The sequence below is a fragment of the Palaeococcus sp. (in: euryarchaeotes) genome, assembly GCF_053987695.1.
In genome coordinates this window covers 1-19,151 of sequence record NZ_JBMXHE010000080.1, presented here as the reverse complement: position 1 = coordinate 19,151, position 19,151 = coordinate 1, and the positions used below count along the sequence as shown (strand labels likewise).

Here is a 19,151-nt window from a genome sequence, read left to right as displayed (position 1 = left end):
TGCTCACTTCTCATAAAATATCCGGTACATGGAGACATATTTCTCCTTTTCCAGCAGAAATTCATCGTCTTCTGGATAATACTTTGCGAGTTCGGGCATGCAAACTTTTTAATTGACTCCATTGAGTTCCAGATGGTTATGAGAAGGAAATGAGCCACTTTGCCCTCCTCTTTTCGCGTGAAATATAGTTTTAGCAAACCATCAACGGAGCTATAATCCGGCACTGCTCTTTCAATCAAGAACCTCTCGTAATCATCTGCTTTCTCAATAGGAACTCTCCCGTGCCACAACCTCATAATTGCCAAAATATCACCTCTCTTTACTTTATAGGCACTCATGGTATATGAACATTGTGCATTCAAATAATGGGATTGATAAATTGGAGTTCTGATGATTTTATCATCCAATCATGCTTTCAATGTCCATTTAGCACTTTTCAAGAAGCTGATTATCCCTATACCGCTTCCCACAAGCCAAAGAACGGCGAGTATGATGAGCTTAAGCTCATGAAATTGCACTTTAAGGATTGAGAACAGCACTGCTGAGATCGTGAAAATGAGAGAGAAGATAAACAGTCGATAAAAATCAAGCTCATACTCAACTCTTTCTATATCCTCTCTCTTTGACCTCTTCAGTGCTCTGCAGATTAAATAGAATGTCAAAGCATAGAGTAACCAGATGACAGCTTGAGGCCCTATTCCCGGTATCGTCGCTCGATTTGTCCCAAAGCCCAGAACCACGTAGTATAACAACAACATGGGAATTAAAAACCTAAGCTCCCTCTTTGTAGGAAGAAGTCCTTCCATATCATCGTCTCTATCGAATTTTTGCCTCCAAATGCAGATTAAAAGGAGAATAACTCCAAGCGTACTCACTGCGGATGTGAAAGATGCAAATGGTGATGGAGAGTTGGAGCTTTCGAGCATCCCAAATATAAAGGCAAAAAGGTAGGGTCTTTTGAGTAGTGTGCTGGGTAGCACCTTCCTTTTAGATGTTCGCAGTTCAGCAACACCGATAGGGAGTATAAAAGACATAAATGGGTGCCAGAAGAGCACTATTACAAGAACCTCAAAGATGCCTATGCCTCCAACGTGAATTGGCGACTCCCACTCGGGATTCCACACGACTTTGGTTATGTATGCCTCGTAGAGTCCAAAGATAACACCTGCTAAGTAGAGTGTTTCGAATCTTGGTTTCCCAAAGCGGTAAACAACTGAGCCTAAAATTAGAGTGTGGAGTCCATAGAGGGGAAGAATTACAACTAGTCCCCAAAAAGTAAAGAAAGGATAAAGAGTTGCTCCTATCGTAACCTCACCAAAGAAAGCCGAGAATGAAGCAATGATCAGCCAGAAAAAGGCCCTTCTCACCATTTCACCTCCACAACCCGCCAGTTTCACATTAAGTAATTGCTCAGTACGAAGAGCACAAAACCTATGGCAATTAATCCAAAGATTATCACAATTGCTGTTTCAAGTTTTGAGTAGTCTCTAAGCTCCCTACTTTCATGTAAAAATACCTTCTGCTTTGTTTTTGCGATTCTTTCGGAATTTTCTATAGTTTTTTGATCGGGGAGGGAGCTACGCATTAAACTCGCCATGGAATACTATATAATTGGTTGTTTTAAGGATTTTGGCAGGTATTGGAAGATACTGCTAGGATAATCTAGTATGCCCAGCAAAAGGGCGGTTTTATCCTCTTTTACAGGACATGCTCCTCTTATCCAACAGTACCGATTAGAAAGTTAAAAAGGCAGCTCACCTCCCTCCACGTTTATGGTCTGCGTGGTTCTCCATATGAAAGCGCCTTCGCCCTTAAGGACATGCTTCCTTAGTTCTCCCGGAGGGACATTGTTGGAATCATATATATAAGTTTGAATATCGGGATCGGTGTAGAGCAAAAGCGCTGGACCTGGAATCTTAAGGACACTATCCGCGGTGTAACGAGTTCCCAAAACCGTTACCCTTCTTTTCGATGGCTGGGTTAATAGAGGAATTGCAGCACTTCCGGGTGTTGTGTAAAACAGGACGGCAGCATCGTCAATCCCAATAAGGACACGCCTCCTATCCTTTACTGCAGCTGAAATTATGAGAAAGGCTATTCCTGCGAGGTATGCATTGTGAGCGTTGCCAAAGTCAATGAGGACATTTCTTCCAAGTGTGGGAGGTTCTCCCTTGAAGAGGATTTCATCGAGGGAGGTATAACTCTCCCGTATTACCTCTCCATATGTCTCCTTGGATGCAGCGGCTTCTTGAACACTGTTAATCTTGCCCTTGAGAATATCTGCATAGAGCTTGTTTGTGAGCGCGCTATCCAGCCCATATACTGTCTGGATTATCGTTGCCGCAGCGAAAAAATCGCTCATTATACTCTCTTTGACCATTTTTATAGGATCCAGACCCGCCGGTTTCCTATCCTCTATTTTTATCACCGTGTCAAAGATTTCCTTTGAAAACTTTCCCCGGGTGTCAAAGAATATCAATCCATAGTCCTTTTCTAGGAATTTCCCTCCCACATATGCCAGAAAGTTGGATGGATCGTCATCGATCCCAAAGACTTTTAGAGTTCTGCCATGATAAACCGGGTCATAGTAAATGGTCTGCTCTTCGGTTTTTAATATATCCACAGCCAGTCTGCTGTACTTCATAAGTTTCACCAGATTATTTTACATTTCTCATGTATAAATGTCTTCCCTTAGGATACCGTTAGAAGGAGAATGTCATCCACACAATTGCCAGCCCACCACAATTACCCTAACAACCTCCCCTTGGAGGCGAAAATGCTTTAAGTTTGCAAAAATATGTTGGAATATGCTGAGTGTTGAAAATGTGAGCAAGGAATGGAAGGAATTCAGGCTCAAGAACATAAGCTTTGAAGTCGAAGGAGGAGACTACTTCATAATCCTCGGACCAAGCGGAGCAGGGAAGACGCTCCTTCTTGAGGTCATTGCGGGTATTTTTATCCCTGATGAAGGCAGGATTCTAATGGAAGGTGTTGATATAACCGATTTTCCTCCCGAGAAGAGGGGATTAGCATATATTCCTCAGAACTATGCTCTTTTCCCCCACCTAACAGTTTTTGACAATATTGCATATGGTCTTAAGCTACGAAAAGTGCCGGGAGAGGAAATTAAAAGGCGGGTGAAGGAGCTGGCTGAAATCCTTGGAATTTCTCACCTCCTTCACAGGAAGCCAAAAACTTTAAGCGGTGGGGAAGCACAGAGGGTTGCGATAGGGAGGGCCCTTATCCTGAATCCGAAGCTTCTCCTCTTAGATGAGCCCTTTGCAAACCTTGATGTTCAGAGCAGGAGCAAGTTAATACAGGAGATGAAGCGCTGGAGAAAAGAGCTGAAAATTACGGCACTTCATGTCACGCATTCATTTGAGGAAGCCGTTAGTCTTGGAGATAGGATTGGGGTCATGCTCAATGGTAGTTTGATTCAGGTGGGAAGCATCAAAGAGGTCTTTGGAAAGCCCAAAAACGAGAAAGTTGCCCAATTCTTGGGTTTCGAGAATATAATCGAAGGTGAAGCAAGCGGCAGGGTTTTAAAGGCAAATGGCGTGCTGATAGAACTTCCTAGAGAAACTAGGGGAAGAGTTAGAGTGGGGATAAGACCCGAAGATATAGTAATTTCAAAGGAAGCATTGAAAAGCTCTGCTAGAAATGAATTTAAAGCCGAGATTAAGGCAATTGAAGATCTGGGAGCTCTTGTCAGGCTCACCCTTAAAATAGGAAATCTTGAGCTCAGGGCATTTATCACACGTTCCTCCCTCGTGGAGCTGGGGATTGAGGAGGGAAAGGATGTTTATGTGAGCTTTAAGGCAACTGCAGTCCATGTGTTTTAATGCATTCATGTGTTCTTTAATGCATTTTTTTGATTTTCAATGGTATTAACTTTACATATAGCAAGGCTTTTATATCCATGAGGAATTCTTCATAGATGGTGGGGGATGTGAGAAAGCTCACACTGGCTGAAGCGAGTGCAATCCTTGTCGGAACTCAGATTGGTGCAGGTGTGTTAGGCTTGCCATATGCACTAAAAGATGAGGGGGTTTTATTAGGGGTTTTAATTGTCATTATCACCGGCTTGTTAACTCTCCTAACCGCTCTCTTTGTCCTTGAAGTGGCAGCGCAGAGTGGAGGAGGAAGCCTCTCAAAGCTTGCTGAGAAGCATCTGGGAAAAGCTGGTGGAATTTTAATGTTTTTGAGCATCTCCGTGCTTGCCTACGGGGCACTGATAGCCTACATAGCGGGAAGTGCGGATATTCTTTCCTCCCTCTTTGGTTTGAACCCAAAGATAGGTGCCCTCCTCTTCTGGTTGCTTATGAGTACGGTTATTTTGATGGGGCTTAAGGCATCGGGAGAGGCAGAGCTCCTCCTAAATTTCATTCTCCTGGGGGCGCTGGCATTTTCAATCATTCTCATGATGCCTAAGGTTAATGTTTCAAATCTGAGTTATTTGAATAGCTCTGCAATCACGAGGAGTATTGGAGTCGCTGTTTTTGCATATGTCAGCCATATGGTGGTTCCTGAAATGCTCAAGGGGCTTGAAGATATTAAAAAAACTACAAGAGCTCTTTTTATAGGATATATCCTCCCAATGATGTTTTATGCATTTTTTGTCTTTGCATTTGTGGGAGCACTGGGTTTAGACACGCCTGAGCTCGCAACATCTGCTTTGGAAAGGTTTTATGGTGGACTTGGGAGAATGCTGGGACTTTTGCTCCCTCTTGCCGCGATATGTACAAGTTATATAGGGATAGGACTTTCCCAGATGGATAATATAAAAGAGGTGTTTAGGATAGATAAAGGAAAAGCGTGGCTTTTAACAGTTATTCCTCCCCTTTTGTTCTACTTTTTGGGAATGGAAAGTTTTGTAAGTGCTCTCTGGATAGCAGGGACATTTGGTGGATTATTGTATGCAGGAATACTCCCTACGTTAATGTATCTGAAAATAAAAAGAACATGCGAGGAGCTTCATCTGCCCTTACATCATGGCTTTGCATACCTCTCAGGGTTATTATTCCTTCTAGTCCTTGTCTATTCAATATTCTCCATGGTTTAATCTTCAAGCCAGATCTCGAGTCTTTGCTTTCCTTTTCCGATACTTGAGCGCTTCAGCTTTTTGATGTGCCCTATTTCATTTATGTCCCTCACATGCGTTCCACCACAGGGGAGGACCTCAAAATCCCTTATCTGCGTCATTCTCTTCTCTCCTTCCCACCATATCTTCATCTCACCGCCTTCATCTACAAGGCGGTTAAAGAGCTCTATCATCTGCTCCTTGAACTTGTTGAGGTTTTCGGGGTAAACTATGTCGTATCTGCCCTTTTCCACGCTCATTCCGCTTCCATAAAGTTCCCATGTTCCTTTCCCAAGAACCTCGTTGAGCACGTGATCCATGAGATGCATTGAGGAGTGTATGCGCATGAGTTTGTAGCGATACTCCCAGTCTATTTTGAGCTCTACTTCCTCTCCAACTTTAAACTTGCTTGGGTCTTCAACAACGTGCCATACGTCTCCCTCTTCGTCCTTGTACACGTCCAAAACCTTCACGCCATTTATTGTTCCTTCATCGTGAGGCTGTCCTCCTCCCGTTGGATAGAAAATTGTTTGATCCAAAAGGAGTGCGTTCTCTTTTATATCGACAATCTTTGCTCTAGCTTCCTTCAAATATGTGTCTTCATAGTAAAGCTTCCTCGTCATTTTATTCACCAAAAAAATTCTGAACGTTTAGATATAAATCACTATCGAAAATAAAAGAGGGAAGAATCACTTCCTCTTCCTGATGCCAAGTAAGGGTAGAAGAGCAAATCCCAATATTATTCCAGGACCGCATACGCCTGCTTTTTTGCTCTCTAAAGAATAACCCACTACCACCTGATCCGGTATGTCACTCATCAGCTTTTCAAAATCCTCCCTTGGAGTCCCGTATCTCAAGAATACTGTGCTTTCAAGCACGAGCTTGTTGCCTTCCTGGGTCACCTTTAAAACAACCCTGTTGCCATTGAGTTCTTTGTTTATCTCTTGGGGAACTTCAACGAACTTCCCATTTTCCGGAAGTATGAACTCAACCCTGGCTGTTTGGTTTACTTGGTCTGTTAGTCTCCCTTCGAAGTTCATGCCCTTCAATCCAAGCGTTGGGTTATAAGGATACTCATATATGTCGGTGTCGTTCTTTTTTGTGTAGTTCTCGAGAGCCCAGTAGCTGTCTATCTCGAGAGGGTTGCTCGTGTTTTCGAGACCCAGGATCTTAACACTTCCATCTCTCACTTTGATGCCCTGCTGGGCGTATTGGTTGATCGTGTTTTGCTTTATCATCTGGGTTGCATTTTCGACTCCGAGCTGCATTATCTGAAGTCTCAGGTAAAAGAGATAATCCGCTGGACTCAAATATTTCTCAGTGTTGTTGAGCTCTATGTAATCGTCATGGACGGTTATCCTTGACGTCCTTATAGCCTTCCACTCGGAGAATACTTCATTTCCTTTAATGCCTTTGTATGTGATCTTCGGGATTGTGATGTTGCTGAAAATCGTTTGAAGGTTTTCCCTGCTCTCGTTTGCAGCGATTTTAATGTATGAGTGTATTTCAATAATGTTTCCATTTACTTTTGTTTCAATGCTTATCTTGCTATTTCCAGCTTCTGAGGTGAAGCTCTTCGGAGCCTCTAGAACCTGCACCCCCTGTGGAAGTTCGATTTTATAATAGTTCTCAAACTCTATGGTCTCAGTGAGAGAGCCCAGCTGGAGATTGCTTAGCTCAAACAGCCTGAGTGCATCTATACTAAACTCCCACACGTCATCATATGAGTAGTACTTTGAAAAACCGACTGCAACTCCTCTGACTATCTTCTTTAGGGGCTGGTCATTATCATAATTTTTGAGTTCAAGAGTTGCATTCTCAAGGTTGATACCGCTGTTCTTGAGGCTCCTCAACTCTGCAGAGAGCATGACTTTCGTTGCATTTTCCACACTCACATTGCGTACATATTCCTTGCTCTGGTTAATTAAATCCTCGGGAGCCAGCCAGGTTGTTATGAACGTAACATTTGCATTTCCACTTTCATCTATCTTATAATCTCCTTCAAACTTTTCCGAATAGTCTGCCTTTGCAAAACCTATTCCCAAGAACAGGCTTATTATTAAAAAACCTGCTAAAATCTTTCTCATGATCGCACCTCCAAATTCGTGACATGTGAAAGTTGAGAAATGTCTATTTAAGCTTATCCCTCAATCCTGGTGATATCGTTAGGATAATTGTGGCATGGGTTTAGTTTTAGTCTCTTTTTACAGGGACCCTAACGGTATCATCCTGGGTAATGCTTTTCTAAGTTATCCACAAGTTCTTTAAAGTACGGATAAAATTCACTTGCCTTTAAGTAGTTCAAGACACTCCAGAACTCATCTAGACCTTTAAAACCTGCTTTCTTGTACTCGCAGGCTTGAATTAACATTTCAAGCTTATCCGCAAATTTAACGAGCTTTCCCTCAATGCTGCTCTCCTCCATATATTCTTCAAAGAGCTTGTAGTATTCAAGTCCCTTATCCAGTCCGAGGAATAGCTCCATCATAGCCTTCTTTTCGGCTTTCTTCTTATCCACATACCTCTGTGCCTCCAGAGGCAAATCGGTTATCTTGCTCTCTCCCAGGTCATGCAGGATGGAAATTTTCAATGCTTTCTCAACATTGATCTCAAAACCCTTATCCCTAAGGGAATCAGCCAGAAGGAGTGTTATCAAAGAAACACGATAGGAATGATCGGCAACGCTCTCGGGATTTGGAATCCCTCTAAGGAGCCATCCCGTTCTGGGAAGTTTTTTCAGGTTTCCCGCACTTAAAAGCAGTTCTAACATCATCATTCCTCCGTGGTGAAAAGGGCTTCTTCGGTTTCTATTGCCCTTGCAACTATGCTGTGCCCGATAAATCGTCCATAAACTTTGACCTGGTCTCCTTTTTTGACATAAGGCGTCCCGGAGAATTCCACCCTCAACCCATCTACATGGAATGTGGTTCTATAACTTGGAAGTTCCATTGGCAGGAACTCAATTAAGGGTTTATCCTCAATTATCCCTTCTATAACAACTTTTTTACCTTTCATATGGTTTTCTTGGAGTTCTTGGGGTGTCACAACATAATAATATCCATGGTTAAACTTCACACGTTTGGGCATCCCCACCACCTACAAAGTTTTAACGGGTTTGTGCTAAATAAATAAGGGTGAAGATCGTGATAAAGGTTGCGATTATCGGAGCAGAAAACGTGGGTAAGAGCACCCTTTTGAACACCTTGTTAGGTAAATCCCTCTCCGAAACATCACCTATTCCCGGGACTACGAAGGGAATTATAAAGAGAGCCTTTGGAAAGGTAAAAATTCCCAAGAGCATGAAAAATCCATTTGGAGGGGCAGATGAGATTGTCTTAATTGATACTGCGGGCCTCTTTGACCCAAAAATGGAGCTTAGAGGTAAAGTTCTAAGTGAAGAGAAGTTTAAGAGCATACTGGGTGAGATTGCATCTTCAGACGTTGTTATCCATATGATAGATGCCCAGCAGGGGCTCCACAGAGGGATGGAGAAGCTCCATCATCTGCTCAAATTTAGGTATGAGAAGCCCATTATAGTTGTCATAAACAAAATTGATTTGGTACCTGATGAGCAGGTGAAAAAAATCAGGGAGCTCGTAAAAAAGAGACTTGAGCAGGATGCAATTCCCCTCTCACTCGTTACTTTTGAAGGGTTCAATGATTTACTTGAAGCATTGGCATATTATTCACAGTACACCCGGAGGTGAGTATATGAAAATAGGTATCATCGGTGATACACATTATCCGGATAAAACCTCATATTTGCCAGATTTAATATTTGACGTCTTTGAAAAAGAGCATGTAGAGCTAATTCTACATACTGGAGATTTAACCTCTCCCGATTTAAAGAGAGTTTTTGAAGAACTGGCACCCACTTTTGTAGTTAGAGGAAATTTAGATAGAGCATTTTTTCCTGAGGAGAAAATTCTCGAATTAGAAGGTCTTAAAGTAGGAATTATCCATGGGCATCAGTTCCTCTCTTTGGACTCTCAAACTCTAAAGTATAAAGCTCTCGAAATGGGGATTGATTTGCTCATATTCGGACACACACATCGGTTTTATTATGAGGAGATTGAGTTCAATAATCAGAGAATAATCCTCCTTAATCCGGGATCACCAACGGTGCCAAGGCGGAGTGATCCAACCTTTTTAATAGGAGAAATCCATGGAAGGAAGTTCAAATTTAAAATCTTTAAGCCCTGGGAAACCCAATGGAAATATCCATAGATAATAGAGAAAAGAAAGAAAGGATTTAGTGAAATCACTGCTTGATGGCAAGCTTAATGTCCTCGGCCTTGACTGTCTTCCTGCCTGCGTGGTGGGCAAGCTCGACAGCCTTCTTAGCGATTTCCATAGCCTTGTCCTCAAGGTGCTCGGCTAAAACTTTGGCGGCCTCCTCACTAACCCTTGGAGCACCGGCCTTTCTAATCAATCTATCAACTGGGGCAATTGGCAACTCAGCCATAGCACATACCTCCTAACATTTGTTAAATGGGTTTTTGCACTCTAATTTATGAACAAAGGTATATATAAACCTTTCGGAAATGGAGGCTTTTCAGCTAAATATTGCGCTTCTATCCCTGTGATAGTCGAGAGTTTTTGTAAAGTAATGTTGCCAACGGAATGATGGACATTTTTAGGCATGGCAACTTATATTTATTGGGGCTCTGTTCGGGCATATTTTCAAAAAATACTCTCTTAAACTGGCATTTCAAAGAGGATTTTTGCACATCTTTGACCAAAAATACTTATATATGAGGGAAAGCACATGATATATACTGCGGAAAAAGGAGGAATGGAAATGAGCGAAGAGAAAATTGAGTGGTATATGGATTTTGTGGATCTGGATTACAAACCGGGCAGGGATGACCTCGTGGTTGAGTTCTACTTTGAGCCCTATAAAGTATCCCCTGAAGAGGCTGCAGGGAGAATTGCGAGTGAGAGCAGCATAGGAACGTGGACTACTCTGTGGAAAATGCCCGAAATGGCAAAAAGGAGCATGGCAAGAGTTTTTCATCTGGAGCCATCGGGAGAGGGTTATTACACGAAGATAGCGTATCCCCTAACGCTTTTTGAAGAAGGAAGCTTTGTTCAGTTTATGAGCGCTATAGCAGGCAACATTTTCGGAATGAAAGCAATTAAGACTCTCCGTTTCTTGGATTTTCATCCACCATACGAGTATTTGAGACACTTCAAAGGTCCCCAGTACGGTCTGAGAGGGATAAGGAGCTTCATGGGAATTAAGGAGAGACCTCTGACAGCAACGGTTCCAAAGCCAAAGATGGGTTGGAACGTTGATGAATATGCCGAAATTGCCTATGAGCTCTGGAGCGGAGGTATAGATCTCCTCAAAGATGATGAGAATTTTACGAGTTTCCCGTTTAACCGCTTTGAAGAACGTGTTAGAAAGCTTTACAGGGTTAAGGAAAGAGTAGAAAGGGAAACGGGCGAGAAGAAGGAGTATTTGATAAACATCACGGGCCCGGTTCATAAGATGATTGAAAGGGCAGAGCTCGTTGCCGACTATGGAGGAAAATTCATAATGATAGATATAGTGGTCAGCGGATGGGCGGCTCTTCAAACTATGAGAGAAGTTGCCGAAGACCTTGAACTGGCCATACATGCACACAGGGCGATGCATGCTGCATTCACCAAAAATCCGAAACATGGAATAACAATGTATGCCTTGGCTAAAGGTGCTCGTTTGATAGGTGTTGACGAGATACACACGGGAACTGCAGTGGGGAAGATGGAAGGGAAGTATGAGGAAGTCAGGAAGATAAATGGCTTCCTTTTGAGCCCGTGGGAGCATATCAAGCCCATCTTTCCCGTTGCCAGTGGAGGACTTCATCCGGGACTCATGGAGGAATTGATAAGGCTGTTTGGAAAGGATCTGGTCATACAAGCGGGTGGCGGCGTGATGGGTCATCCGGATGGCCCGAAGGCAGGAGCAAAAGCTTTAAGGGATTCAATAGACGCTGTGATCGAGGGGAAGAGTCTGGAAGAGAAAGCCAAAGAGAGCCCGGAGCTTAAAAAGGCTCTGGATAAATGGGGCTACCTAAAGCCCATTTGACCCTTTAATTTATCTGGAGGATCTAAAATGCCTGTGGCCGAGATTTGTATGTTTCCTTTGGGTACGGATGGCACGAGTGTGGGAGAGTATCTGGAACCTGTTATCAAAGAGATTGAAAAGAGCGGCTTGAAATACATGGTCTGCCCGATGGGCACCGTTGTGGAAGGAAATCTCGATGAGATCTTAGGGCTTGTTAAGAAATGCCACGAGGCTATCTTTAGAGCGGGAGCAAAAAGGGTTGTTATAAGCCTCAAAATCGATGATAGGATTGATAAAGCCCTGACGATAGAGAGCAAGCTGGGGAAGTGAATGGAGTACTTCGACAGGATTGCCGACCGTTACGATTCATGGTATCGGACGAAAACTGGAAGCTACGTAGATAGAACTGAGAAGCGTTTGATCTTCTCAATGATGCGGACTAAAAGAGGGAAAGCCCTCGATCTAGGTTGTGGAACCGGCAACTATACTGTGGAGCTTTATAAAAGAGGGTTTGATGTTGTTGGAGTTGATTTAAGCGAGAATATGCTTGAGGTTGCCAGAAAGAAGCTTCCGGATGTAAACTTCGTAAGGGCAAGTGCGTACGATCTTCCCTTCGGTGATGAAAGCTTTGATCTGGTTTTAAGCGTTACGATGTTTGAATTTTTAGAGGAACCTGAAAAGGCTATCAGGGAAATCCATCGTGTTTTAAAACCTGGTGGGGAGGTAATCATAGGCACGATGAATGGGAGAAGCTCGTGGTTCTTCTTCAAACGCTTGAAGAGCCTCTTTGTAGAGACAGCCTACAGATATGCCCGTTTTTACACTCCGGGGGAGCTTGAAGAGCTTCTGATAAATCAGGGATTCCAAGATGTCGAGAGCAGGGGTATTATATTCTTTCCATCATTCTGGCCTTTCCTGGGCATTGCTGAAAGAATGGATCAAAAATTCAGTGAAAGTCTAAAGTCAATTGGAGCATTTATAGCGGTTAGGGGGATTAAAAAATGATTTTAATAAGCCGTGAGAGAGCCTTCGAGAGGGCAAGGTGTCTGAAGGAGATGAACGAGAGGATTTATGGCGTGGAGTTTGAAATGACCATGCAGTATCTGAGCTTGGATATTTTGGTTCCCACCCAATGGGAACTCAATGAGGTAAAGCTCCTCGTGGTTCTGCAGGAGATAAAGCACGGCTATGATGCCCCTCCTATAATCCTGGAATATCGGGGAAAATATTATATTCTGGACGGCCATCATCGCGCTTATGCTCTGTGGAAGCTGGGTTTCTCTCAAGCAGAGTGCATAATACTTAGACCAAAGGGAGACGTGGAGATGAAAATTGAGGAAAGTGTAGAAAAAATGAAATTAAAAAGTCTGGATGACATAAAGATTGTCAGAGGCTAACCCTGTGTGTAGATTACGTATTCCTTGTCTGCGATAAAGACGGGTTCCACTCTTACTCCTCTGATCGTTAGTTTGTCGCCGTACTTCTTCTCGAGCTCCTCAATGTAGGGATTGATTATGTTGGGGAACTCTGCATTCCCCTTAAATGTAATCTCCTTATTTGTGGTCTTCAGGTTATCTGCAATCTTCTCGTAATGTATTATATCCATGTGGGGTTCGAAAACGGCATTTTCATCATCGTTGCTTGTACCCTGCGTCCTTACGAGGTAAATTACCGTCGCCCTTAAGTAGAGGCTTACATCCCCATAATCCTTCCTGAACTTGGCTTTGAGCTCGAGTTCTCCTTTCTGACCGTCATTTAGCACTCTGGTTGGATTTATAATTTTACCATCGAGCTTTGGTGCCTCCGTAAGCGCTCCAACGGGGCCCTTTTGAATCAAAACGAGCTCGTATCTCGTTGCATTTGGTACTTTTATGTCAACTTCAAGGGGTTCCTCATTTAGATGGTCAATGTCCACATTTTGCGCTATAATTTCATCGTCGATCAAGTTCCCATCTTTGTAAGCCCTGAGCCTGATCATGGCATCTTTAACATTCCTTCCAAAGGCGGATATATAGAGTCTGGCTTTGTACTCTCCGGGGCCGAGTTTTGAAATAGGCTTCCAGGTTTTATTTTCATAAATCTCCATTCTGTAGAGGGCAAATGGGTGGAATTCATAGGTATTTAAATCACCCGTGCTGTGGACCAGTTTAAAGTTTGGAAGGCGTGAGCCACCAAAGAATGCGAGATCAACAAAGTTGCTGCCTGAAATTTTGTAGTATGCTATGAAGGCAAAGCTCGGGAATATGTACGCCACGTACGGGAATGTCCCGGCTCCTTTAATAACCTCTCCAGTATTAACAAAAATTGATTGGATGGGTTCTCCCTGAGAGAGCCCGCTCTGTGTTGGTATGGTGACGATAACCTTCTTTTGTCCTCCCTTTGTTGTAATCTCGAGCTTTGTGTTCTGATTTAGCATGTAAAGGTTATCGGCTACCTTTTGGAACGGCAGAAACATTGAGATATGACTTCTCTCGTTTCTGCTTATCGCTCCTCCCAGATAGCTTATGGCATTGAACTTGTATATGTCCTGATTCCAGACGATCATGTAGTTGAGCTGCCAGCTCTCGAAGTCGACTTCACTCTTATTCCCCGAATTGGCGAGGAACTGGGCTATTATATGATCTCTATCCCTGGCGTGACCTCCATCCGCACTCGCCCTCCTGTTGCTCAGAAGGGAGCTCTCTATCCAGTATCCATAATCCCACCATGAGGTTGCAGTATCAAGCTCGTTTGTATTGTTCTTGAGCCATAGAAGGGTCTCCTCCCAGCTCTTGCTCACGGATCCGCCCATCCTCTTTGCCTGATTGTTCATATTAACGGCACCGACTATGGGAATCGGCACGAGTAGGAGTATGAGGAGGACTGCAAACATTGCCTTCGTTGATGGCTTCTCCTCCATCCTGAGTATGTATTCGAATATTTCACCAATTAAATAGGCAAAGGCTAGTATGGTGGCAGCTGAAGCAAGGAACAGGAACCTCACCGCAGTTCCCATTAAATAAACGGACATTCCGTAGAAGGTGAGGAGGAACAGGAGCTTTGAATTTACCCTGTTCTCCCTTAGGAGGTCGTAGAAGAATTTAAATGTTGCCAAGCCAATTCCTGCAAGTGAAAGGAAGAAAATCAGTCCATCGCTTCCTTTAACGCCATAATAGAGCTTTATGTCATTCATCGTTGTTTTTGCAAGCTCCTGCACCGTCTCATAAACCTGGGTGGATTGATAGGCACCGCTCATCAAACTCCAGATCTTTGGACCCACATAGACACGTGCTCCCACCACACCTATTGCAGCAATTGCTATGACGACGGCGAGTCTGTGGAGCCTATCCTCGTAGTTGAGCCTGAACCTTTCGCCGTAGAGCATCACGAGGGTTAGAGCGAATAATCCCATAAATGCTTCAAAGGCGAATCTTATATGCCCTGAAACCCTTACGATTCCGCTTGGCGTCAATGCGTATCCCACGATCAAAATCAATGCATAGGCGGGATAGAAATCCCTGACAAATGCTTTGAGTTCCTCAATCTTTCCAAACACAAATAGCGCAATGGCATTTAATGCTCCAAATCCAAGAAGCACCATTAATCCGAAAGGAGAACCATTCCAGGCTGATAGGCTTAGAACTCCAAATCCAACGAAGAACGCACCGTACATGTATTTTAAGACCTTCTTCTGCTCTTCAAAATAGTAGAACATTGAAGCCGCTGCAAAGAGGAAGAGCATCATGAAGAGCCCGTCTCCCCTGTTGTTCCCGGAAAATGTTCTCACAAAGCTTGCCGTTAGGAACATCATTATTAAAGCACTCCAGAGCCCTGTCCATTCACTGTGGAGCTTTTTACCTAAAAAGTATACTCCGAGAATGCTGAAGAAGCCTACCAGTGGTGGGAACATCTTGAAGGCTTTGAAGGCACTCACCCCGAATATTGAGAGAACCTTGTACGCCAGTGCCGGCAAGATGTAAAGACCTCGCGGTTCACCCACGAGGGAGCCAAAGGGAGCGTCTGAGAAGAGATAGTATTTTGGAATCCACTCTCTTAGGGTCAGCTTGTAGAGTTCAAAATGATAGAAAGTGTCGGGATCTATGAAGTATTTGTAGGATGAAGGCTGCATCCTTATATGGTACCCGATGTATGCGGTTATCAGCACCACGATGGGAAAAACGAACTTCAGAATTTTTTCATATTCAAACCCCTCTTTCTTCTCCTTTTTCTCCTTCTTTTTCTTTTCTTTCATTTTCGTTTTTACCATATATACCACCTCATTCAACGGTAACGGACTTTGCGAGGTTTCTCGGTTTATCGGGGTCATTGCCCCTCAGCACAGCTAAGTGATATGCCAGTATCTGAAGGGGAACCACATAAACTATTGGGCTCAGCAGCTCATCAACTTCCGGCATTTCCAGGAAGATATCGCTAACGGATCTCAGGGATTCACTATTTCCGAGGCTTATTATCAAACCCCGCCTGGCGTTTACTTCTTTGATATTGGATATCATCTTCTCTAAAAGCTTTCCGCTTGGAGCAATGGCGACAACGGGAACTCCATCTTCAATGAGGGCGAGGGGGCCATGCTTTAGTTCTCCTGCGGATAGCCCCTCTGCATGTATATAGCTTATCTCTTTGAGCTTCAGAGCACCTTCAAAAGCCGTTGGAACACTCACTCCCCTTCCTATGTAGAAGAAGTCTCTTTTATCTTTGAGAACTTCGGCAAGGTCTTTAAGCGAACTTTCGTGTTTTAGAACTTCCTCTATGAGATCAGGAACCCTTTGGAGCTCCTTATTGAGTTTGGTTAGATACGCACTTTCTCCGCTCTTTAGTTGCTTCCCCAAAGCTATGGCGAGCATTGCCAGAACCGTGAGCTGTGTGGTGTACGTTTTGGTTGCGGCAACCCCTATCTCGGGGCCGGCATGGGTGTAGATCACCAAATCGCTCAGCCGGGTTGCCATGCTCCCAACGACGTTAACTATGCTGAGGACTTTGGCGCCCTTTTCCTTGGCGAGCTTTATTGCCGCCAGAGTATCTGCGGTTTCCCCGCTCTGGGTTATTGCAATTATCAGCGTTCTCTCGTCAATCAGATTCCCTGCCTCATACCTAAACTCGCTTGCTTCCTCAACAATGGGAACCTTTCCGGCCAGCCTCTGGAGAAGGTATTTTCCATAGAGTGCTGCGTGGTAGGAGGTTCCCATGGCAACTATGAATATTTTATCGTAGGCGGCAATTTCCCGGGCGATCTGATCTATACTTCCGGCATTCCCATATATCGCATCCCTTACAGCCTGAGGCTGTTCATAGATTTCCTTGAGCATGAAATGGGGATATCCTTGTTTTTCCGCCATTTCGAGAGTCCATTCAATCTCCTTAATTTCTTTCTTTTTCTCTTTTCCTGTTTTGATATCCTTAACCGTAAAAGAATCCCTGCTCAAAATGGCGTATTCACCATCATCAAGAAAGACAACTTTATTCGTATAGGCGAGAAAAGCGGGGACATCTGAGGCAGCAAACATCTCTCCATCTCCAACACCAAGCACGAGGGGGCTTTCATTTCTCACGAAATATAAATGCTCCTTATCCTTCGAGTAGATTATAGCCAGGGCAAAGGATCCTTTTAGTTTTAACAGGGCTTTTCTGAGGGCCTCTTCAAAGCTCCTGTTCTTCTTAAGTTCCTCCTCTATCAGATGGGCTATAACCTCAGTATCCGTTTCGCTCTTAAATTCGTGCCCCTTTTCAAGGAGCTCTTCCTTGAGCTCGAGATAATTTTCGATGATACCATTGTGGACGAGGGCTATTTCCCCTGAACAGTCCGTGTGGGGGTGTGCATTGGCATCATTGGGTTCACCGTGTGTTGCCCACCTCGTCTGGGCTATTCCGCTTTTTCCCTCAATCTCCGTGAACTTAAGCTTCTCGTTGAGCTCATCTATCCTTCCCGCAGCCTTTCTGATTTCGATCTCATCTTTTTTATTTACCGCGACACCTACGGAATCGTAGCCCCTGTATTCAAGCCTCCGCAACCCCTCGATTAGGACTTCACTTGCTTTCCTTTCCCCTATGTACCCTATTATTCCGCACATCCAGCATCCCCTCTTATTATCCTAATAAGTAAAGACGAATTATCCGTTAAAAGGGTTTCTGCAAAACTGTCTAACTTTATGCTTTCCAACGCCTTCCAATGTTTGCTTTTGCTCTTTTATAGTTTAGCATGCTTTCAGGGGATTGCTGGGGTTCGATTGGATGCTATAAGGACAACGGAAGTGGCTCCATCAATAATGTATTAACGTGCGGATTAGAGCATCAAAAAGTCTAAACCCCTCACTCTCACAAACGAAATCCCTTCTCCGTTCGATTGAATCAAAAAGTCTATATACCTTTATCCTCCACAGAATATTGGTGGAATCATGGACAAAACCCTCGATGAGTTCTTAAATAACGGGGCGCCTAGGAGCAGAGAGGATGGAGCTAGGGTAAAGAGGAAAAAGCTCAGGGATACGAATCTGGATTCATTCTTACCCGAGGAGCATGTTAACTTTTTTAAATCCCTCCGTATAGGTTCCAAGAAGATCAGGAGAGCCAGAATTCTTGAGGAATGATGTTTAGTTCCAAACCAAGTGTTGTCCGTGTACGAACGTTCAACAAAGCCCTAAAGGTTGTTAGCTTTATAAACCCTCTTGAAAAGTTAACTAGGGGATTAACAATGATGTTCATCATTCGCAGAGGAAGAAAAAAGAGTGAACTTGAAGCTTTTTTCATTGAGAATGAACCCGAAAAAGTTTCTCAGATGGAGAATTTAAAGGCTGATAGGATCTACAGACTTATCATGAGGGAAGGAAGACTCTTTAAGGTTCTGGAGGGAAGCGAGTACCGGAACCCAAAGGAAATTGAAAAGCTTCTAAGAACTTCGCGGATAATTTTGATTGGCTGTGAAGAATATGAGGAATACTTCAGAAGACGCCTTCAAAAGAAGAGGATAGAAAAGGCTGAATTATGCCGTTTCTGCCTGATGAATGGAAGGATAACCGTTTTAACCGAGGGGAACCGCATAAAGCACCATAACGAATATATATGCGAGCGCTGTGCAGAGGAGGAGTTAAAATATGAACTTAAGTTTAGATTTAAGAGCATTGCAATGTTTGATCAAGCTAAGAGGCTTCTCAGGAGATTTAAAGATCTGGATAAAGTTTTGATGACATTTGATCCTCGCTTTAATCCTGTCCAGCACCCTGAAATAACGAGATGGGATGAGCTTAAACCCAAGCATATTAGAGTTAAGAGGCTCACGCTGGATGATATTGAAATCCCCGGAGAAATGAAAGAGGTTTTAAAGAGTGAGGGAGTTAGTGAACTTCTCCCAGTTCAGAGTTTGGCAATTCAAAACGGGCTTTTGGATGGGGAGAATCTTTTAATAGTGTCGGCTACGGCGAGCGGCAAAACTCTGATAGGAGAGCTTGCTGGAATCCCGAGAGCCATGAAAGGACAAAAAATGCTTTTCTTGGTCCCTCTCGTGGCGCTTGCAAATCAGAAGTACGAAGACTTCAAAAGGAGATACTCAAGACTGGGCTTAAAAGTTGCGATTAGGGTGGGAATGAGCCGTATTAGGACAAAGGATGAACTTGTAGTTGTGGATACTGGGATAAATGCGGATATAATTGTGGGAACCTATGAGGGTGTAGATTTTCTCCTCAGGGCGGGCAGACGCATTGGGGACGTGGGAACCATAATCATAGATGAAGTTCACACGCTGGATGATGAGGAGCGCGGCCCGAGGCTGGATGGATTAATAGCTCGCCTGAGGAAGCTCTATCTCAATGCCCAGTTTCTTGGATTGAGTGCCACCATAGGAAATGCCAGAAAGCTTGGCGAAGAGCTTGGTTTAAAGGTGGTCATATACGATGAGAGGCCTGGTGCTCTTGAGAGGCACATAATTCTTGCAAAGAGTGAGGGAGAGAAATGGAATTATATTGCCCAGCTAGTGAGGGCTGAAGCAGTAAGAAAGTCCCTTCAAGGATTCAAGGGGCAGAGCATTGTCTT

Annotated in this window: 21 protein-coding genes; 10 read left to right on the top strand and 11 right to left on the bottom strand. The window is 43.7% G+C overall.

All coding sequences use genetic code 11. The features are described 5' to 3' along the window. From ACXJGZ_RS06905 to ACXJGZ_RS06890, 4 genes are all read right to left on the bottom strand, one after another. On the bottom strand, positions 1-305 hold a 305-nt coding region (locus tag ACXJGZ_RS06905), incomplete at its 3' end, for an antibiotic biosynthesis monooxygenase family protein (protein WP_456398762.1). Between the two features lie 102 nt (positions 306-407). Next, positions 408-1,370 carry an AF_0692 family protein gene (locus ACXJGZ_RS06900; RefSeq protein ID WP_456398760.1) on the bottom strand — a complete coding sequence of 321 codons (963 nt, stop codon included), beginning with the start codon at positions 1,368-1,370 and terminating at the stop codon, positions 408-410. Positions 1,371-1,393: 23 nt separating this feature from the next. Then, complete coding sequence (locus tag ACXJGZ_RS06895; RefSeq protein ID WP_456321503.1) at positions 1,394-1,597, bottom strand: hypothetical protein; 204 nt, start codon at positions 1,595-1,597, stop codon at positions 1,394-1,396. Positions 1,598-1,741: 144 nt separating this feature from the next. Next, positions 1,742-2,644 carry a hypothetical protein gene (locus ACXJGZ_RS06890; RefSeq protein ID WP_456398758.1) on the bottom strand — a complete coding sequence of 301 codons (903 nt, stop codon included), beginning with the start codon at positions 2,642-2,644 and terminating at the stop codon, positions 1,742-1,744. Between the two features lie 163 nt (positions 2,645-2,807). Between ACXJGZ_RS06890 and wtpC the strand changes: the two genes are divergently transcribed. Together wtpC and ACXJGZ_RS06880 are read left to right on the top strand one after the other, a co-directional pair. After that, on the top strand, positions 2,808-3,842 hold the full coding sequence (gene wtpC / locus ACXJGZ_RS06885; RefSeq protein WP_456321501.1) for a tungstate ABC transporter ATP-binding protein WtpC: 1,035 nt from the start codon (positions 2,808-2,810) through the stop codon (positions 3,840-3,842). 95 nt (positions 3,843-3,937) lie between these two features. Further along, positions 3,938-5,062 (top strand): aromatic amino acid transport family protein, encoded by a 1,125-nt coding sequence (locus ACXJGZ_RS06880; protein ID WP_456398756.1) that lies wholly within the window; start codon positions 3,938-3,940, stop codon positions 5,060-5,062. Here the strand turns inward: ACXJGZ_RS06880 and ACXJGZ_RS06875 are convergent. From ACXJGZ_RS06875 to ACXJGZ_RS06860, 4 genes are all read right to left on the bottom strand, one after another. Then, entirely contained in the window at positions 5,059-5,703 is a 645-nt protein-coding gene (locus tag ACXJGZ_RS06875) for an alanyl-tRNA editing protein (protein WP_293253105.1), read from the bottom strand. The genes ACXJGZ_RS06880 and ACXJGZ_RS06875 overlap by 4 nt on opposite strands. Positions 5,704-5,769: 66 nt before the next feature. Continuing rightward, entirely contained in the window at positions 5,770-7,167 is a 1,398-nt protein-coding gene (locus tag ACXJGZ_RS06870; RefSeq protein WP_456398753.1) for a hypothetical protein, read from the bottom strand. Between the two features lie 137 nt (positions 7,168-7,304). Then, positions 7,305-7,850, bottom strand: coding sequence for an HD domain-containing protein (locus tag ACXJGZ_RS06865; protein ID WP_456326325.1), 546 nt, complete (start codon positions 7,848-7,850; stop codon positions 7,305-7,307). Between the two features lie 2 nt (positions 7,851-7,852). After that, positions 7,853-8,167 (bottom strand): GTP-binding protein, encoded by a 315-nt coding sequence (locus ACXJGZ_RS06860; protein WP_456320756.1) that lies wholly within the window; start codon positions 8,165-8,167, stop codon positions 7,853-7,855. A gap of 56 nt (positions 8,168-8,223) precedes the next feature. Between ACXJGZ_RS06860 and ACXJGZ_RS06855 the strand changes: the two genes are divergently transcribed. Then, positions 8,224-8,787, top strand: a complete 564-nt coding sequence (locus ACXJGZ_RS06855) for an Era-like GTP-binding protein (RefSeq protein WP_456320763.1) — start codon at positions 8,224-8,226, stop codon at positions 8,785-8,787. Between the two features lie 4 nt (positions 8,788-8,791). Next, positions 8,792-9,307, top strand: coding sequence for a metallophosphoesterase (locus ACXJGZ_RS06850; RefSeq protein ID WP_293253979.1), 516 nt, complete (start codon positions 8,792-8,794; stop codon positions 9,305-9,307). 34 nt (positions 9,308-9,341) lie between these two features. On the opposite strand, the gene hpkB is transcribed toward ACXJGZ_RS06850, so the two are convergent. Next, positions 9,342-9,545 carry an archaeal histone HpkB gene (hpkB, locus tag ACXJGZ_RS06845; protein ID WP_048165294.1) on the bottom strand — a complete coding sequence of 68 codons (204 nt, stop codon included), beginning with the start codon at positions 9,543-9,545 and terminating at the stop codon, positions 9,342-9,344. A gap of 336 nt (positions 9,546-9,881) precedes the next feature. On the opposite strand from hpkB, the gene rbcL reads away from it, so the two are divergent. The 4 genes from rbcL to ACXJGZ_RS06825 are packed head-to-tail and all read left to right on the top strand — an operon-like array spanning position 9,882 to position 12,529. Beyond that, positions 9,882-11,153, top strand: a complete 1,272-nt coding sequence (gene rbcL / locus ACXJGZ_RS06840) for a type III ribulose-bisphosphate carboxylase (protein WP_456320764.1) — start codon at positions 9,882-9,884, stop codon at positions 11,151-11,153. Positions 11,154-11,180: 27 nt separating this feature from the next. After that, positions 11,181-11,462: an MTH1187 family thiamine-binding protein gene (locus ACXJGZ_RS06835; RefSeq protein ID WP_293253973.1), complete on the top strand. Its 282-nt coding sequence runs from the start codon at positions 11,181-11,183 to the stop codon at positions 11,460-11,462. Beyond that, positions 11,463-12,137, top strand: coding sequence for a class I SAM-dependent methyltransferase (locus tag ACXJGZ_RS06830; protein ID WP_456320757.1), 675 nt, complete (start codon positions 11,463-11,465; stop codon positions 12,135-12,137). It abuts the gene before it with no gap. Next, positions 12,134-12,529 carry a ParB N-terminal domain-containing protein gene (locus ACXJGZ_RS06825; RefSeq protein WP_456320758.1) on the top strand — a complete coding sequence of 132 codons (396 nt, stop codon included), beginning with the start codon at positions 12,134-12,136 and terminating at the stop codon, positions 12,527-12,529. Before ACXJGZ_RS06830 ends, ACXJGZ_RS06825 begins: the two co-directional genes overlap by 4 nt. Here the strand turns inward: ACXJGZ_RS06825 and ACXJGZ_RS06820 are convergent. Further along, the gene (locus tag ACXJGZ_RS06820) at positions 12,526-15,378 is read right to left on the bottom strand and encodes a peptide transporter (RefSeq protein WP_456398749.1); all 2,853 of its coding nucleotides are present in this window, start codon (positions 15,376-15,378) and stop codon (positions 12,526-12,528) included. The genes ACXJGZ_RS06825 and ACXJGZ_RS06820 overlap by 4 nt on opposite strands. A 10-nt stretch (positions 15,379-15,388) precedes the next feature. After that, complete coding sequence (gene glmS, locus ACXJGZ_RS06815) at positions 15,389-17,197, bottom strand: glutamine--fructose-6-phosphate transaminase (isomerizing) (protein ID WP_456398747.1); 1,809 nt, start codon at positions 17,195-17,197, stop codon at positions 15,389-15,391. Positions 17,198-17,521: 324 nt separating this feature from the next. Between glmS and ACXJGZ_RS06810 the strand changes: the two genes are divergently transcribed. After that, positions 17,522-17,713 (top strand): PCNA-inhibitor, encoded by a 192-nt coding sequence (locus tag ACXJGZ_RS06810; protein ID WP_293257042.1) that lies wholly within the window; start codon positions 17,522-17,524, stop codon positions 17,711-17,713. Positions 17,714-17,817: 104 nt separating this feature from the next. Next, the coding region (locus tag ACXJGZ_RS06805) for a DEAD/DEAH box helicase (RefSeq protein ID WP_456398745.1) at positions 17,818-19,151 on the top strand (1,334 nt) is incomplete at its 3' end.